Source organism: Streptomyces sp. NPDC001832 (assembly GCF_040297265.1).
Taxonomy (GTDB): domain Bacteria; phylum Actinomycetota; class Actinomycetes; order Streptomycetales; family Streptomycetaceae; genus Streptomyces.
In genome coordinates, this window is record NZ_JBEOYU010000028.1 from 22,788 (window position 1) to 38,607 (window position 15,820).

13 protein-coding genes, 1 tRNA gene and 1 pseudogene are annotated in these 15,820 nt (G+C 66.3%); 9 read left to right on the forward strand and 6 right to left on the reverse strand.

Annotated elements, in window-relative coordinates:
• Window positions 1–70: 70 nt before the first annotated feature.
• Window positions 71–712 (reverse strand): nucleotide exchange factor GrpE, encoded by a 642-nt coding sequence (gene grpE / locus ABT115_RS21185; RefSeq protein WP_351792004.1) that lies wholly within the window; start codon window positions 710–712, stop codon window positions 71–73.
• Complete coding sequence (gene dnaK / locus ABT115_RS21190; protein WP_351792007.1) at window positions 709–2,562, reverse strand: molecular chaperone DnaK; 1,854 nt, start codon at window positions 2,560–2,562, stop codon at window positions 709–711. Before dnaK ends, grpE begins: the two co-directional genes overlap by 4 nt.
• 370 nt (window positions 2,563–2,932) lie before the next feature.
• Between dnaK and ABT115_RS21195 the strand changes: the two genes are divergently transcribed.
• From ABT115_RS21195 to ABT115_RS21205, 3 genes are all read left to right on the forward strand, one after another.
• Entirely contained in the window at window positions 2,933–3,598 is a 666-nt protein-coding gene (locus ABT115_RS21195; RefSeq protein WP_351792010.1) for a sugar transferase, read from the forward strand.
• 102 nt (window positions 3,599–3,700) lie between these two features.
• On the forward strand, window positions 3,701–5,968 hold the full coding sequence (locus ABT115_RS21200) for a (Fe-S)-binding protein (protein ID WP_351792013.1): 2,268 nt from the start codon (window positions 3,701–3,703) through the stop codon (window positions 5,966–5,968).
• 192 nt (window positions 5,969–6,160) lie between these two features.
• Window positions 6,161–7,120, forward strand: a complete 960-nt coding sequence (locus ABT115_RS21205) for a Yip1 family protein (RefSeq protein ID WP_351792016.1) — start codon at window positions 6,161–6,163, stop codon at window positions 7,118–7,120.
• Between the two features lie 118 nt (window positions 7,121–7,238).
• Here ABT115_RS21205 and ABT115_RS21210 read toward each other — a convergent pair whose 3' ends face one another.
• Both ABT115_RS21210 and dcd read right to left on the reverse strand, forming a co-directional pair.
• A complete protein-coding gene (locus ABT115_RS21210) occupies window positions 7,239–7,739 on the reverse strand; it encodes a phosphoribosyltransferase (protein ID WP_351792019.1) in 501 nt (166 codons plus the stop codon).
• 6 nt (window positions 7,740–7,745) lie between these two features.
• Window positions 7,746–8,321, reverse strand: coding sequence for a dCTP deaminase (dcd, locus tag ABT115_RS21215; protein WP_351792022.1), 576 nt, complete (start codon window positions 8,319–8,321; stop codon window positions 7,746–7,748).
• 492 nt (window positions 8,322–8,813) lie between these two features.
• Between dcd and ABT115_RS21220 the strand changes: the two genes are divergently transcribed.
• From ABT115_RS21220 to ABT115_RS21245, 6 genes and pseudogenes are all read left to right on the forward strand, one after another.
• A tRNA-Gly gene (locus tag ABT115_RS21220) sits at window positions 8,814–8,887 on the forward strand.
• 387 nt (window positions 8,888–9,274) lie between these two features.
• The gene (locus ABT115_RS21225; protein ID WP_351792024.1) at window positions 9,275–9,592 is read left to right on the forward strand and encodes a hypothetical protein; all 318 of its coding nucleotides are present in this window, start codon (window positions 9,275–9,277) and stop codon (window positions 9,590–9,592) included.
• Between the two features lie 74 nt (window positions 9,593–9,666).
• A complete protein-coding gene (locus ABT115_RS21230; protein WP_502969137.1) occupies window positions 9,667–10,287 on the forward strand; it encodes a restriction endonuclease in 621 nt (206 codons plus the stop codon).
• Between the two features lie 23 nt (window positions 10,288–10,310).
• Window positions 10,311–10,466, forward strand: coding sequence for a hypothetical protein (locus ABT115_RS21235; RefSeq protein WP_351792030.1), 156 nt, complete (start codon window positions 10,311–10,313; stop codon window positions 10,464–10,466).
• Window positions 10,467–10,698: 232 nt separating this feature from the next.
• A complete protein-coding gene (locus tag ABT115_RS21240; RefSeq protein WP_351792033.1) occupies window positions 10,699–11,973 on the forward strand; it encodes a hypothetical protein in 1,275 nt (424 codons plus the stop codon).
• Window positions 11,974–12,045: 72 nt separating this feature from the next.
• A pseudogene (locus tag ABT115_RS21245) lies at window positions 12,046–12,981 on the forward strand (IS5 family transposase).
• Window positions 12,982–12,996: 15 nt separating this feature from the next.
• Here ABT115_RS21245 and ABT115_RS21250 read toward each other — a convergent pair.
• Together ABT115_RS21250 and ABT115_RS21255 are read right to left on the reverse strand one after the other, a co-directional pair.
• A complete protein-coding gene (locus ABT115_RS21250; protein WP_351792036.1) occupies window positions 12,997–13,476 on the reverse strand; it encodes an ASCH domain-containing protein in 480 nt (159 codons plus the stop codon).
• On the reverse strand, window positions 13,473–15,539 hold the full coding sequence (locus tag ABT115_RS21255) for a GNAT family N-acetyltransferase (RefSeq protein ID WP_351792039.1): 2,067 nt from the start codon (window positions 15,537–15,539) through the stop codon (window positions 13,473–13,475). Before ABT115_RS21255 ends, ABT115_RS21250 begins: the two co-directional genes overlap by 4 nt.
• Between the last annotated feature and the right edge of the window lie 281 nt (window positions 15,540–15,820).

Here is a 15,820-nt window from a genome sequence, read left to right on the forward strand (position 1 = left end):
GATCGGCCATGCGACCGGCCCGTCGGCCGGTCGCATGGCCGGGCGGTGGGCGAGGTGGTCAGACGGGATGTCAGACCTCCTCGGTGCCACCGCTCTCCTCGTCGGTTGCCTTCTCTTCCTTGGCTGCCGCACCCGGCTGGGGTTCGGCCACCGCCACCCGTGCGGGGCGGATGGTGCGCTCGCCGATCCGATACCCCGGCTGCAGGATCGCCACGCAGGTCGTCTCGGTGACATCCGGCGCGTACGAGTGCATCAGGGCTTCGTGGATCGTCGGGTCGAAGGGCTCGCCCTCCTTGCCGAACTGCTGCAGGCCCAGCTTGGCGACGACCGTCTCCAGCGATTCGGCCACCGACTTGAACCCGCCCACGAGCTCGCCGTGCTCACGGGCCCGGCCTACGTCGTCGAGCACGGGCAGTATCTCGGCCAGGAGACCCGCGACTGCGATCTCCTTGACCGTGGCCCGGTCCCGCTCGACGCGGCGACGATAGTTCTGGTACTCGGCCTGGAGCCGCTGGAGGTCGCCCGTCCGCTCGTTGAGCGCGGTACGGACCTGGTCCAGCTGGGCCGTCAGACCGGCTGTCTGTGCTGCGTCCCCGGCCGCGGACTCCTCCTCCTTGGAAGAGGAAGCGGCGTCCTTCGGCTCAGCTCCGTCAGGGGTGGCGCCGGAGGGGACGTCGGGCTTCTCCTCGAAGCCCGGAGTCTCCTCGGTCACGCCGCACCTCCCTTCGCGTCCTTCTCGTCGTCCACGATCTCGGCGTCGACGACGTCGTCGTCAGCCTTGGCCTGCTGGGCGCCCGACTGCGGGTCACCCTGCGGGCCGCCCTCGGCCTGGGCATTGGCGTACATCGCCTGGCCCAGCTTCTGGGAGACGGCCGCGACCTTCTCGGTGGCGGTACGGATCTCGGCGGTGTCGTCGCCCTTGAGCTTCTCCTTCAGCTCGGTGAGCGCGGTCTCCACCTCCGTCTTCACCTCACCGGGGACCTTGTCCTCGTTGTCCTTGAGGAACTTCTCGGTCTGGTAGACGAGCTGCTCGCCCTGGTTGCGGGACTCGGCGGCCTCGCGACGGCGGTGGTCCTCCTCCGCGTACTGCTCGGCCTCCTCACGCATCCGGTTGACCTCGTCCTTCGGCAGCGAGGAGCCGCCGGTGACGGTCATCTTCTGCTCCTTGCCGGTGCCGAGGTCCTTGGCGGCGACGTGCATGATGCCGTTCGCGTCGATGTCGAACGCGACCTCGATCTGCGGGACGCCACGCGGGGCCGGCGGCAGGCCGGTCAGCTCGAACATTCCGAGCTTCTTGTTGTACGCCGCGATCTCGCGCTCGCCCTGGTAGACCTGGATCTGCACGGACGGCTGGTTGTCCTCGGCCGTCGTGAAGATCTCGGAGCGCTTGGTCGGGATCGTGGTGTTGCGCTCGATGAGCTTCGTCATGATGCCGCCCTTGGTCTCGATACCGAGGGACAGCGGGGTGACATCGAGCAGCAGGACGTCCTTGACCTCGCCCTTGAGGACACCGGCCTGGAGCGAGGCGCCGATGGCGACGACCTCGTCCGGGTTCACACCCTTGTTGGCCTCCTGGCCACCGGTCAGCTCCTTGACGAGCTCGGCGACGGCCGGCATACGGGTGGAGCCACCGACGAGAACGACGTGGTCGATCTCGGAGAGCTGGATGCCCGCGTCCTTGACGACGTTGTGGAACGGCGTCTTGCAGCGCTCCAGGAGGTCGGCGGTCAGCTGCTGGAACTGCGAACGCGTGAGCTTCTCGTCCAGGTGCAGCGGGCCCTCGGCGGACGCCGTGATGTACGGCAGGTTGATCGTGGTCTCGGTCGAGGACGAGAGCTCGATCTTCGCCTTCTCCGCGGCCTCGCGCAGACGCTGGAGAGCCATCTTGTCCTTGGACAGGTCCACGCCGTGACCGTTGGCGAACTGCTTCACCAGGTATTCCACGACGCGCTGGTCCCAGTCGTCACCACCGAGGTGGTTGTCGCCGTTTGTGGCCTTCACCTCGACGACGCCGTCGCCGATCTCCAGCAGCGATACGTCGAAGGTGCCGCCACCGAGGTCGAAGACGAGGATGGTCTGGTCGTCCTTGTCGAGCCCGTACGCCAGCGCGGCGGCCGTCGGCTCGTTGACGATACGCAGGACGTTCAGGCCCGCGATCTCGCCGGCCTCCTTCGTCGCCTGACGCTCGGAGTCGTTGAAGTACGCGGGGACGGTGATGACCGCGTCGGTCACCTTCTCGCCCAGGTAGGCCTCGGCGTCCCGCTTCAGCTTCTGCAGGATGAAGGCGCTCATCTGCTGCGGGTTGAAGCTCTTGCCGTCCAGGTCGATCTTCCAGTCAGTGCCCATGTGGCGCTTGACGGAGCGGATGGTCCTGTCGACGTTGGTCACTGCCTGGCGCTTGGCGACCTCGCCGACCAGCACCTCGCCGTTCTTCGCGAAGGCGACGACGGACGGCGTGGTCCTGGCGCCCTCTGCGTTGGTGATGACGGTGGGCTCGCCGCCTTCGAGAACGCTGACGACGGAGTTAGTCGTGCCCAGGTCGATGCCGACCGCACGTGCCATTTCAATTCCTCCAGCTTGGACTACTTGAGTGCAACTGGCTCAAGGATGCATGACACCCGCCTCAACGTCAACAGACTTGAGTCGCCAAGACTCAACTATCGTGCGTATACACCTCGCGCGCACAGGTAGTTCGAGGGCGACACCCACCCGCCTCGCGGGCCACACAGCCCGCCCCCATCATCGCGCCATGGGATCGTTCTGTAACAAAATGCCGTGAGCCGCGCAAAACCGGCACTCGATCCGCCCGACCCCCAGGCAGGTGCGAACGATGCAGACGCAGAGGCAGAGGCTGAGACCAAGGCAGGGGCAGAGGCCGAGGCGGAGGCCGGTCCGCACGCCGGTCCGCACGCCGGTCCGCACGCCGGTCCGCATGCCGGTCCGCATGCGGGCGCAGTCGCAGGAGCGGACATGGGAGTGGCTGCGGGAATCGAGGCGGGCGTGGCCGTCGGCCAAGCGCGTACTGGACCTGACCCTCGGCTCGGTCCTGCTGATCATTGCCGCCCCCCTGCTCGCCGCGGGCGCCCTCGCCCTCGCGGCGCAGCGGAAACCCGGCGGCGTACTGACCCGCTCACCCCGGATCGGCCTGGGCGGCCGCCTCTTCGTACTGCGCTCACTGCGCACCCGGCGACTGCGGCTGGATCTGCTCTCCCGGCTGCCGCACGTCGTACGGGGAGACCTCTCCCTGGTCGGCCCGGTGCCCCTGGCGCCGGACGACGAGCGCGCCTGGGCCCCCGGGGCCGATTCCGATACCCCCAAAACCTTCGCCGCCACCACCGCGAGACACTGGCGGCAGGAACTGAAACCGGGCCTCACCGGCCTGGCGCAGGTACGCTCCCGTTCTGTGATGCCGTGGGACGAGCCCGCCCTGCTCGACCAGCACTACGCCGAGCACCACTGGGTAGGACTTGACCTGGCCATCCTGGCGAGAGCCGTACACACACCGCTGCGCAGGGCGATCCGCGGACTCATCCGACGCGGCGAGGCACACCTGAGCGACACAGATCACCGCCGGTCCGGCTACAGCGCGGCGGAATAAGTGGATAGTGTCAGCACAGACTGATTAAGTTACTGCTTAGTAATCGCCAGTATTCGCTTGTAGACGCTGGAACCCACCCTCGCAGGCCCGAGGAGCCCCCAAATGCAACTCGCCGCGATCATCGTTTCGCTGGTGCTGACTGTGGTCGGCGTTGCGCTCATCGCCCGAGCCGTCGCACAGATCTACCGGTTCGTCAAGCTCGGACAGCCGGTCCCGGCGGGCAGCCGCACCGACAACCCGAAGCAGCGCACGATCACCCTGGTCAAGGAGTTCCTCGGCCACACCCGGATGAACCGGTGGGGGATCGTCGGCTTCGCGCACTGGTTCGTCGCCATCGGCTTCCTGACGCTGCCGCCGACGCTGCTCCAGGCGTACGGACAGCTCTTCAAGGCCGACTGGGTCCTGCCCGTCATCGGCGACTGGCCGCCGTTCGAGATGTTCACCGAGTTCATCGGTCTGATGACGACGGTCGGCGTCGTCGTGCTGATCGCCATCCGGCTGCTGAACCTGCCCTCCCGGGCCGGCCGCAAGTCCCGCTTCGCGGGCTCCAAGGCCTGGCAGGCGTACTTCGTCGAGTACGTCATCCTCGTCATCGGACTGGCGATCCTGACCCTGCGCGGTCTTGAGGGCGCGATCCACCACGTCGATGGCTACGAGGCCGCTTACTTCATCTCGTACCCCCTGGTTCTCGCGTTCAAGGGCCTCTCGCTCGACACGCTGCAGAACCTCATCTACTTCACCGCGATGATCAAGATCGGCGTCTCGATGATCTGGATGATCATGGTCTCGCTGAACACCAACATGGGTGTCGCCTGGCACCGCTTCCTCGGCTTCCCGAACATCTGGTTCAAGCGGAACGCGGACGGCGCGGTCGCGCTCGGCGCGCTGCAGCCGATGACGTCGGGCGGCAAGGAGATCGACTTCGAGGACCCGGGCGAGGACGACATCTTCGGCGTCTCCCAGGTCGAGCAGTTCTCCTGGAAGGGCATCCTCGACTTCTCCACCTGCACGGAGTGCGGTCGCTGCCAGTCGCAGTGCCCCGCCTGGAACACGGGCAAGCCGCTCTCCCCGAAGCTCCTGATCATGTCCCTGCGCGACCACGCGCACGCCAAGGCTCCGTACCTGCTCGCCGGTGGCGGCAAGGACATGGAGGGCAATGAGAAGGCGTCCGAGGAACAGCTGAAGGACGTCCCGGCCGCGGCTCTCGCGGAGGCCGAGCGCCCCCTGATCGGCACGGCCGAGGAGAACGGCGTCATCGACCCGGACGTGCTGTGGTCCTGCACCACCTGCGGTGCGTGCGTGGAGCAGTGCCCGGTCGACATCGAGCACATCGACCACATCGTCGACATGCGCCGCTACCAGGTGATGATCGAGTCCGCGTTCCCGTCCGAGGCGGGCACGATGCTCAAGAACCTGGAGAAGAAGGGCAACCCCTGGGGGCTCGCCAAGAAGCAGCGCGTCGAATGGACCAAGGAAGTCGACTTCGACGTCCCTGTCGTCGGCAAGGACGTCGAGGACCTGTCGGAGATCGACTACCTGTACTGGGTCGGCTGCGCGGGCGCCCTGGAGGACCGGGCCAAGAAGACCACGAAGGCCTTCGCGGAACTCCTGCACATCGCAGGCGTCAAGTTCGCGATCATGGGCGGGGACGAGAAGTGCACAGGTGACTCGGCCCGCCGCCTGGGCAACGAACCGCTGTTCCAGCAGCTCGGCCAGGAAAATGTCGCGATGCTGAACATGGCGTTCGGTGAGGACGACGAGGACGAGTCGACGAAGAAGCCGAAGGCGTCGAAGAAGATCGTCGCGACCTGCCCGCACTGCTTCAACACCATCGCGAACGAGTACCCGCAGCTCGGCGGCGAGTACGAGGTCATCCACCACACCCAGCTGCTCCAGCACCTCATCGACGAGGGCAAGCTGATCCCGGTGACCCCGGTCGAGGGCCTGATCACGTACCACGACCCGTGCTACCTGGGCCGTCACAACAAGATCTACACCCCGCCGCGCGAGATCATGTCCTCCGTTCCCGGCCTGCGCCAGCAGGAGATGCACCGCCACAAGGAGCGCGGCTTCTGCTGCGGTGCCGGTGGTGCCCGGATGTGGATGGAGGAGCGGATCGGCAAGCGCATCAACAACGAGCGCGTCGACGAAGCCCTCTCCCTCAACCCGGACATCGTCTCCACCGCCTGCCCGTTCTGCCTGGTCATGCTGACCGACTCGGTCAACGGCAAGAAGAACGACGGCAAGGCGAAGGAGTCGGTCCAGGTGGTCGACGTATCGCAGCTGCTGCTGGACTCCGTGAAGACCCCGGCCGACCCGGTCGGCGAGGCGGAGTCGGCGGACGCACCGGAGCCGGAGCCGGTGAAGTAGCTCGGCTGTCGTGCGACAGAAGCGGCCGGACCTGCCTCGGGGGCAGGACCGGCCGCTTCTGCATTCCCGTGCGCATACGCATGGGGCCCCGCCCCAGGGTTCCCCTAGGGGATGTCACAGCTCGGCCGCAATGGCGGTCAGGTTCCCCGGGCACTCTCACCGCGCCCACGCGGACCAGGTACGTTCGATGACGTGGCTGGATTCAGGATCGGACGCGGCCGGGACAACCGCACCCCGCAGCAAGCGCAACAGCAACCGCGGCAGCAGCCGTACGGCACACAAGCACCACCGCCGTACGCCCAGCAGCCATGGCCGCCGACGGGAGGCAACGGCGCCCCGCCCCCGTACAACAACGGCAGGCCCGGCGGACACAACGGACCCGGCGGACACAACGGCGGCTACGGCAGCGGCAACGGCTACGACGGCGGCGGTCACGGCGAGCCGGAGTACTTCGGCGACCCGTACCAGCAGGCCCACCACCACGGGTCCCCACAGCAGGGCGACCCGTATGCCAACTCCCCCGGCCACACCCAAGCGTTCAGCATCGGCGAGGACCCGTACGGCGACGGCAACACCTACCGTGCCGGCCAGGCCCCCGCCCAGCCCGCGGGCCCGCGACTGCTGTGGAAGGACCTGCTCACCGGCATCGTGCTACGCCCGGGACCGACGTTCTGGCAGATGCGCGACTACCCGGTCTGGGGCCCGGCGCTCATCGTCACGTTCGTGTACGGCCTGCTCGCCCTCTTCGGCTTCGACCAGGCCCGGGACGACGCGATCCACGCGACGATCTCCACAGCGGTCCCCTACGCCGTCATTACGGGCATCGGCTTCGTCATCGGCGGCCTGGTCCTGGGCGCGGTCACACACACGCTCGCCCGCCAGCTCGGCGGCGACGGCTCCTGGCAGCCGACCGTGGGCCTCTCCATGCTGATCATGTCGATCACGGACGCCCCCCGCCTGATATTCGCGATCTTCCTCGGCGGCGAGCACTCCCTGGTCCAGGTCCTCGGCTGGATCACCTGGCTGGCCTCTGCCGCGCTCTTCACCTCGATGGTGAGCAAGTCGCACGACCTGCCGTGGCCGAAGGCGCTGGGCGCATCCGCGATCCAGCTGATCGCGCTGCTGTCGATCATCAAGTTGGGCACGGTCTGACGGCATACGACCGCATGAGGAAGAGCCCCCGGCACAGTGCTTCGGGGGCTCTTCCTCTTGCGGGTACGAGTGCTCGTGTATGACCGTGCCGCCGGGCTTGTGCCCCCGGCCTCCGGCTCTACGCGTCGAGAACCTGCCCGCCGCGCCGTACCACGGGTTTGTCCACGCTCCATGGGAAGTTGATCCAGCGATCAGTCCTCTTCCACACGTACTCGCACTTCACGAGCGAATGCGACTTCTCGTAGATGACCGCGCTGCGCACCTCGGCAACATGCTCGATACAGAAATCGCGCACCAGCTTCAGGGTCTTCCCGGTATCGGCGACGTCGTCGGCGATCAGGACCTTCTTGTCCGAGAAATCGACGACATTCGGAACGGGCGCCAGCATGACCGGCATTTCCAGAGTGGTGCCCACCCCGGTATAGAACTCCACATTCACCAGATGAATGTTCTTGCAGTCCAGGGCATAAGCGAGCCCGCCTGCGACGAATACCCCGCCCCGCGCGATGCTCAGTACGACATCGGGCTCGAATCCGTCGTCGGCCACGGTCTGCGCCAGCTCACGCACGGCATGGCCGAACCCCTCGTACGTCAGGTTCTCCCGCACATCATCGCTCATACGGCATCACACCTGGGTCCGGTGGAAATTCAGGAACGAACGCGACGCGGTCGGCCCGCGCTGGCCCTGGTACCGCGATCCGTACCGCTCGGAGCCGTACGGGAACTCCGAGGACGAACTCAGCCGGAACATGCACAGTTGCCCGATCTTCATCCCCGGCCACAGCTTGATCGGCAACGTCGCGAGATTCGACAGCTCCAAGGTCACGTGCCCGGAAAAACCGGGGTCGATGAACCCTGCGGTCGAATGCGTCACAAGACCGAGCCGCCCCAGCGAACTCTTGCCCTCCAGCCGCGACGCAAGATCGTCGGGCAGCGAGATGACCTCGTACGTCGAAGCGAGCACGAACTCACCGGGGTGCAGGATGAACGCATCGTCGCCGTCCGGCTCGACCATGCGCGTCAGATCGGCCTGCTCGACGGCTGGATCGATATGCGGATAGCGGTGGTTCTCGAACACCCGGAAGTAGCGATCGAGCCGCACATCGATACTCGAGGGCTGCACCATCGACGCGTCGAACGGATCAATACATACACGTCCGGCGTCGATCTCGGCCCGGATGTCCTTATCTGAGAGAAGCACGCCCCGAGGATACGCAGAACGCGCGGGCCCGCCCCAACCCGGGACCGCCCCGCGCGCCTGTGACCGCTCCTGCCGCGCCTGTCTCGGCTGCCGCTATCGCTCCTCGAACACCACAGGCACGGCATGCCGCAGCCGTGCACAACGAGGACAGCGAATGAGCCGCCCGGGACCGATCCGCCCGGACCCGAGCTGCTGCATCGGGAACGAAGCGGTAGCGAAAACGTGCCCTTCGGCACAGCGGACGACGGTGCGCTCCATGGAGTCCATCAAGTCCCTTCCCCAACAAGCCTTGGACGAGAACGCCACATTAGGGGATGAACAGGACGCCGCTCCAGGCGGCACTCCGACCACCCACGCTACGCCCCCAACTCCCGCCCACGGCAGCCGCATCCACCCTCCCCGACAACAAAAAGGCCCCACGGCTCAAACGCCGGGGACCTGGTATGGGGTACAGTATGGGCGATGCACCAGCAAGCAATCGGTGCACCTCAAGCGGGTGTAGTTTAATGGTAGAACATGAGCTTCCCAAGCTCAGAGCGCGAGTTCGATTCTCGTCACCCGCTCCATGATGAAGGCCCTGGTCAGAGACTAGGGCCTTGTTTGTTGTCTAGACCTCTTGCCGTACGGCGTGCCCTCCTCGTGCCCCATCTTGCGCGAATACGCAGCCCAGAGGGTGCGCGACGCACTACATGGGTCGACTCGTCGCACGCCACCCCGCACCACGAGACGCGCCCCAGGTGATCCGCGCCACACGCGAGTGTGGGGCGACGAGTTCGCATCCGCCAAGGACAGGTCGGGCCCACCTGTAGACCTACCGCCCGGGCGGCCCGACAATGGCGCGAAATGATCACGCACGGCAATCATGGCGTGACGTGTTGTCAGTGGTGAGTGTTTTCATGGGGCCGTTGTGCAGGGAGGCATGACTCAACTGGATGGGGGACACGGCCGTGCCCGTGATCGAGCAGTACGTGAAGTCGAACGGAACCGTGGTGAGGAGGCATACCCGTCTCCCAGCCGGCGCCCGCCGGGAGACTGCCATCCTGGGAGCGGTCGTGGCCGGGGTGTTCATCCTTGGCAACGGCAACACCGTCACCACAGGCACCGATACGCAACCGACGCAGTTCCGGTTACCGCGGCAGCAACCACAGCAGCAGCAGCAGTCGCCGATGGTCTACCCGATCAAGCGGCCCGAGTGGGACAAGCCTGCCGCGCGGCCAACGCCAACTGTCTCGTATCCGATCGTCTTTCCCAGCCCGACGAGTGGACGATGAGCCGGCGTCCGGTCCGGCGTCGCCGGAGCAGTCGACCCCGTAAGCAGAAGGGCTCCGGTCTTCAGTTTCTGTTGATGATCGGCCTGGTCGGTGCGGTGGCGTCCAGCCTCATCGCGTCGGTGGCGTCCTGGGTAGCCGAACACCCGTGGGTCTTCGCGCTTCCGGTCATCGCGGCAGCGGGTACGGGCGCCGTCGGTGTGCACCTGCAGAGGAAGAAGGCCCGCCGGGATGCCGTCCGAGCGCAGGGGCTCCGATACTCGGCAGAGCACTTGGATGGCCTCCACTACACCCAGTTCGAATACGCCGTACGAGACTTGATGTACCGAGACGGCTGCCGGGACGCGCAGCAAGTTGGCCGGGGCGGCGACCAGGGAGCAGACGTAAAGGCCACCGATCCCCACGGTCGCCGCTGGGTGATCCAGTGCAAGCATCGCAAAGACGGCGTACGGGGACCAGCAGTCGGCTCGCCCGATCTTTTCGTCCTCAACGGCACAGGCCGCCAAGTACACGGCGGCGACGTTTTGGTCATGCTCACCAACGGCCGCTTCTCCAAGCCTGCCCTCGAATTCGCCGAGTCGCAGAGCCTCCACCTCGTCGACCGCCATCTCCTCGCCCAGTGGGCCAGCGGTTCGCGCCCTCTGTGGGAGCTACTCCGGTCTGTACCGCCTCCCCGCAAGCCCACCTCGCTCTCCTGATCCAGGACGCCGAGGTGCTGGAGGTGGCTACCTCCGACGAGCACCCGGAGGGTGGGCAGACCAGGGCTGCGTATCTGCGCGCGCAGGAGGTCCTGGGCGCAATCACGACTAGGCCAGCCGGCCTCACGCTGCTGGTGCAGCAGGGGCAGACGGCATATCAAGCAGTGTTCGGCGGCTAAAGAGCAGCGAAGGGGCTCCTCCGATCAATCGGCTCGGAGCCCCGGCCGGCGGATGCATTCCCGTCCCCTCCCGCGCCGGGATCACCAAGGGGTTCGCTGGCTGAGGGCGGCGAGCACGTGTACGTGCTGGAAACGGTGGGATCCGGGTTCTACCCGGTCATGGTGCCCGATTCCGACGGCCCGTCCGCTGGGGCCGGGTGCCGGTGTCGGAGGACTCTGACATCATGCGGCCGTGATCATTGCGGACGACAACCTGCTGACCGGCCTGGACGAAGTGGACTGGGCGAACCTCAACCACGCCTACGGGACGGCCGCCGATGTGCCCGGCCAACTGCGCGCCCTGTGCGGAGATAACGAGCAGGCACGACAGCAGGCCGTCAGCAGCCTGTTCGATCATCTCGCGCACCAGGGAACCCGCTGTCAGGCATCTCCGTACGCCGTGCCGTTCCTTGCCCGGATCGCTCTCGCCGGCCCAGATCCGGCGCGTGAGTACGCGTTGGAGCTCCTGACCGGCCTCGCGGTCAACTGGGACGAGGAGCGCGAGATCACCGACGGGGCCGACATCGCCGCTTGGCGCGCCGAGGCCGCCGAGAACTCCTCCGACAAGCTCCTCCCGCTGTACGAGGAGGCGCTGGCCGCCGAGCAGAACGAGCAGCGACGCCGGAACCTACAAGACACCCGGGACTGGGTGGCGGCCGGCAATCCGGTCGATGCCCGTGACTCTTCGATGCGTTCGTACAACGCCGTACTTGCCGAACTTCCGGTGCTGCGCGGTCTCTTGGATGATGAGAATCCTCGAGTCCGAACCAGGGCTGCCTACCTGCTGACCTGGTTTCCCGAACTGGCGGGCACCTCCCTGCCCCTCCTGCTCGGCCTTGCTGCGAACGAGGACGATGTCGTCGCGAAGGCCACCTCGCTTGTAGCTGTCGGCATCCTCGGCACGACGGCTCTCCCGGGGACCCTCACCGCCAGTCTGGACGCCGAGGACGGCCTCGTACGCTGGGCTGCCGCCATTGCCATCGCCCAGACCGCCCGAAGCGCCGCCGCGGAACTCGACGGTCCGTTCCTCGACCGGGCCGTTGCCGAACTCGCTGCCGCAGCCGCGGCCCCTGCGCCTGTACCCGCGACCGACTACAGCCTGGGCGACTTCCACGGTCACACCGCCGACGTTCTGCTCGCCCTTCCACCCTCCCCCACCTCACGCGCCGCAGTCGCCGCCTGCCTGCCGTCCGTCAGCACGTCGCAAAGGGCGTCGAAGGCGAAAGCGGTTCTGCCAGACCTGTTCCCTAGTCCCCTGCCCGACCCCCGCCCCCCGTACGCGCACCTCCCCCGCCCCCAGCAGCAGCTTCTGTATGCCCTCGCCGACCTCTTTGAAGGATGGTGGAACACGGAGGAGGGCCTGGGCGAGAGCCTCGCCACTTACGGACTTCCGGCCACTCACGCAGACTTGCGCGCGTACATCGGGCTTCCCGCGGTCGACCACGGGTGCTGGCCGCCGAAAATCTGAGCGCGCGGACGGGGCGCATACCTGTGAACTGCCCTGCCGATCATGCGACTGTTCGATGCCTGAGTCGTTGACGTGGGTAAGGGGCGGGGTGATCTGAGTGATGCCGAGTGGGAACAGCTGCGGCCGTTCCTGCCGGTCAGTAACCAGCGTTGTGGACGGTGGCGGGATCACAGACAGGTGATCAACGGGATCTTGCACCGAGTGCGGACCGGTGTGCAGTGGCGTGACCTGCCGGAACGGTTCGGGCCGTGGAAGACGGTCTACGAAAGGCACCGGCTGTGGTCGGCCGACGGAACGTGGGGACGTCTGCTGCAGCAGGTCCAGGCCGCGTCCGATGCCGCGGGTGAGATCGACTGGGACATCTCGGTGGACTCAACCATCGTCCGTGCACATCAACACGCGGCCGGGGCCGGCACCGACCCGCCGCCGGCCCCGACATCAAAGGGGGCGACAGTCGCCGAACACCAGGACGAAATCACGTAGCAGAGCCTTCACGCCCGCCTGGTGGATGGTGCGACAGGTGAGGGCCTGGGCCGCTCGCGGGGCGGGTTCACCAGCATGCTCCACTTGAGCGCGGACGGCCGTTGCCGCTCGTTGTCCCTGATCGTTACGCCGGGACAACGAGCGGACTGTACCCAGTTCAAGGCAGTGCGGGAGAAGATCCGCGTTCCCAGGTGCGGCCCGGGCAGGCCCCGCAAGAAGCCTGACAGCGTCGCGGCCGACAAGGCATACAGCAACGGCCCCTGCCGCGAATACATGCGGCGCCGAGGCATCCGACACACCATCCCGGAGAAGACCGATAGCCAGGCCGCCCGCCTGCGCAAAGGCGCACGCGGCGGACGACCACCCGCCTTCGACGATGAGCGATACAAGGAACGCAACACCATCGAGAGAGCAATCAATCGGCTCAAGCAGCATCGGGCCGTGGCGACCAGATACGACAAACGCGGCTACGTCTACCTCGGCACAGCCACCGCAGCAGCCCTCGCCATCTGGCTTCGAACATGATCGGCCGGACAGGTCCTAGGCGTGAACCGCATCTGGCAGTACTCGCCGAAGCGCGCTACCCACGGCCGGGCCGGCTTCTGATACCTGGAATAGGTCAGCGCTGCTCAGATAGCGGTAGCTCTGCGGCGGATGGAAAGTTCCAGCCGCACGCAGCGCGCTGAGCGACACCGGCTCGTCGAAGGACACGGGGTCCTCCAAGGTCAGCCCGCTCGCTTGGGCGGCCCCATCCATGTAGGCGTCGTACTCGTGTCGAGTGATTCCTGTCTGAGTACGATGCGCCGACCAGACCTCCTTGGGCGAGGCCACATGGATCGAGGCGATACGCGCCATGCCCACCAGGGCCATGGTGGGCGCGGTCGCGTAGAGCAGGACTGGCGTTCCGGGAGGCGCGGCGACGCGTTGGCGGCGGACCTCCACCGTCTTACTGCCGGCCAGAATCGCGTTGGCGAAGCGCGGGTGGACGGACAGCAGCATCGCGCGTTCCGGATCGTTCACGTCGTTCGGTGCCCCTCTTGGTAAACAGCCTGGAACAGCTCGTTGCTGACCTTGGACAGCGAGATCAACGAGCCCGGCGACCACGGTATCCCTCGCCCCCTGGCCAGCGAGGTCAATTGTCGCAGCGTCACCGGCTTCGGGAAGATCTCGGTGTCTGAGAACCGCAGCGCCATGGCGCGGCCGGAGGCGTCAGCGGCTTCTCGGACCTCAGCCTGACCATATACGCCCAGGTGTTCGAATTTCGAGAAGAGGGTGTCAGGTGTGTCGATAAGTACCTCGTCAAGTCGCGAACTGCCCACCACCATTTGGCCTTCGCTTGGAGAGCTGCCCTCGCTGACGTACCAGAGCAGCCGAGCAGGGACGCTCTCCCCGCGGCGACCCGAAGAGCGGTAGTACACGTGCTCTCTGCTGATACCGAGGGTTTCACTCCGCGGAATGAGCATGGCGGGGACATTGAAGAGCTCGGTCGACCAGCGCGGCTTGATGGGCACCAGGAAGGACGGCAGCTCGGAGTCGATCACCTTCACTGGCCACCATGCCCGCTCCACCACAGAGGCCAGCTCGGCGGGCATGCCAGGCTGGAGCGTAGTGGTATCCACAGTTAGTTCGCGGGCAAGGCCGCCTGCCACTGTCCCTACCTCTGCGGCCGTCCCACAGACGTTCACGAGGAGGGCGACGAGTTCGCCGTTGCGTTCGAAGAAACCGTCGTCCCCAGCTGCGGACTTGGCAGCTTCGGACGGATGCGGATCACTGACGCGGATGATCTCGGCACCGCTGTCTCGACCGAGACGCTTGAGCAGGAAGAGGAGCTGCCGGGCCAGTGTCTCCTCCAGCGGATGACTGGCCGTGCGAAGTACGGGGACAACCAGGGTTCGCCCGTCCAACGCCCATGCATATAGCGCGACCGGGCGCCCCTGACCATCCCGGAGCAGCTCGCGACGCCAGGCGACCGCGCCCTTGTTCAACACCCGCAGGCGCTCGGCGAAGGCAGAGCCGTCGTCGCCACCCGTCTGATTGAAGAAGGCGACCAGTTCCTCCTCCGCCCCCGGTGCCACCCCGCCGGACCGGAACTCTGTCCCCATCAGATCAGCCGGGCGGTACATCTGGGCCTGCCGCAGCTCGTCCACGTGCAGTGTCACGGTGGAAGGTGAGACGACACGAACTCGGGCAACCTCCCAGGCCACATCGGTCAGGCGGGACAGCAACGGATCACGGGTTGCCAGAACTTGCAGACCGGCGCAGGAGGTCTCGGCCACATACCGCAATCGGAGGCGGAGCTCAGCGTCGACGGTCAGTTCAGGGATGGCCTGCGTTGCGGCTTGGAGCAACTCACGGCTTCGCCTGTCTACAGCCTCCGACACGGGGGAAAGCTTGCGCAGGCTAGTCAGGGCCGCCTGCTGGTGTTGACGCTCCGCCGTGATCGTGAGGTCCCGGATCTGGTGGACCAGCTGAGGCGTGTAGGCAAGCTCTACGAGGTCCGCCATCCAGCCGGCTTCCAATGCGCGGGACTCTTCCGCATCGGTTGAGTCGGTAAGACCCCGCAGATCAGCGAACACGCCATGGTCAACCGTTACCACCAGAAGCGCGTCGCTCTCCATCTCTGTGAACAGGTCCGGATGGCCGAGGTCCAACCACCAACCGTCCAAGATCTCGCCGTCACGGCCACGTCCTCGGACCTCGCCATCCGGGACGAAGCCCAGACTCCGCCACATCCCACTCAGGTTGTAGTCCCGTCGGCACTTTGCCTTGATCCCGAGCCGTTGCGGATACCTCTCCCTGATGCCTTCCACCAGCTTCCGGCCTATTCCCCGGCTGCGCTGTTCCTCCGCTACACATAGGTGCGCAAGTCGAATACGCGCGCTCCTCTTCGGCAGTCCGAACAGCGCGTAGCCGATCACCTCGTCCCCTTCGACGGCGGCTAGAAGGCCGCCGTCCTCCGCCGCTTTGCGGTAGGCAGGGGGCTTCAGGAGCCCCAGTGTCCTGGTGTAGCGATCACCCAGGGCTATAGCCTTATAGATCAACTCATCCTGCGCGGGCGAAACGGAAACCAACTTGATCGCCACTGCTCCCCCTCCAGTTGGGCCGGGCGCGACCGACCACAACTCCCCTGTCAGTACATGCAAGGAAAGCTGATCTCAGTCAGGTCGTACATTCAAGGGGGCATGAGGGGCGCACGGTGCTGCGGGGACCTTCATTGCCCGCGTGGTGATCGCGTGCGGGCCTGATCAGGAAAACCACTGGCCGGCCCGGATTCGTAGAAGCGAAAGTCAACGGCGGCCCACCTGCGCTGGGCGAGACCGCGCTCGGTGCGGAGAATCCCGATGGTCCCGCCGTCAGGGGCCAC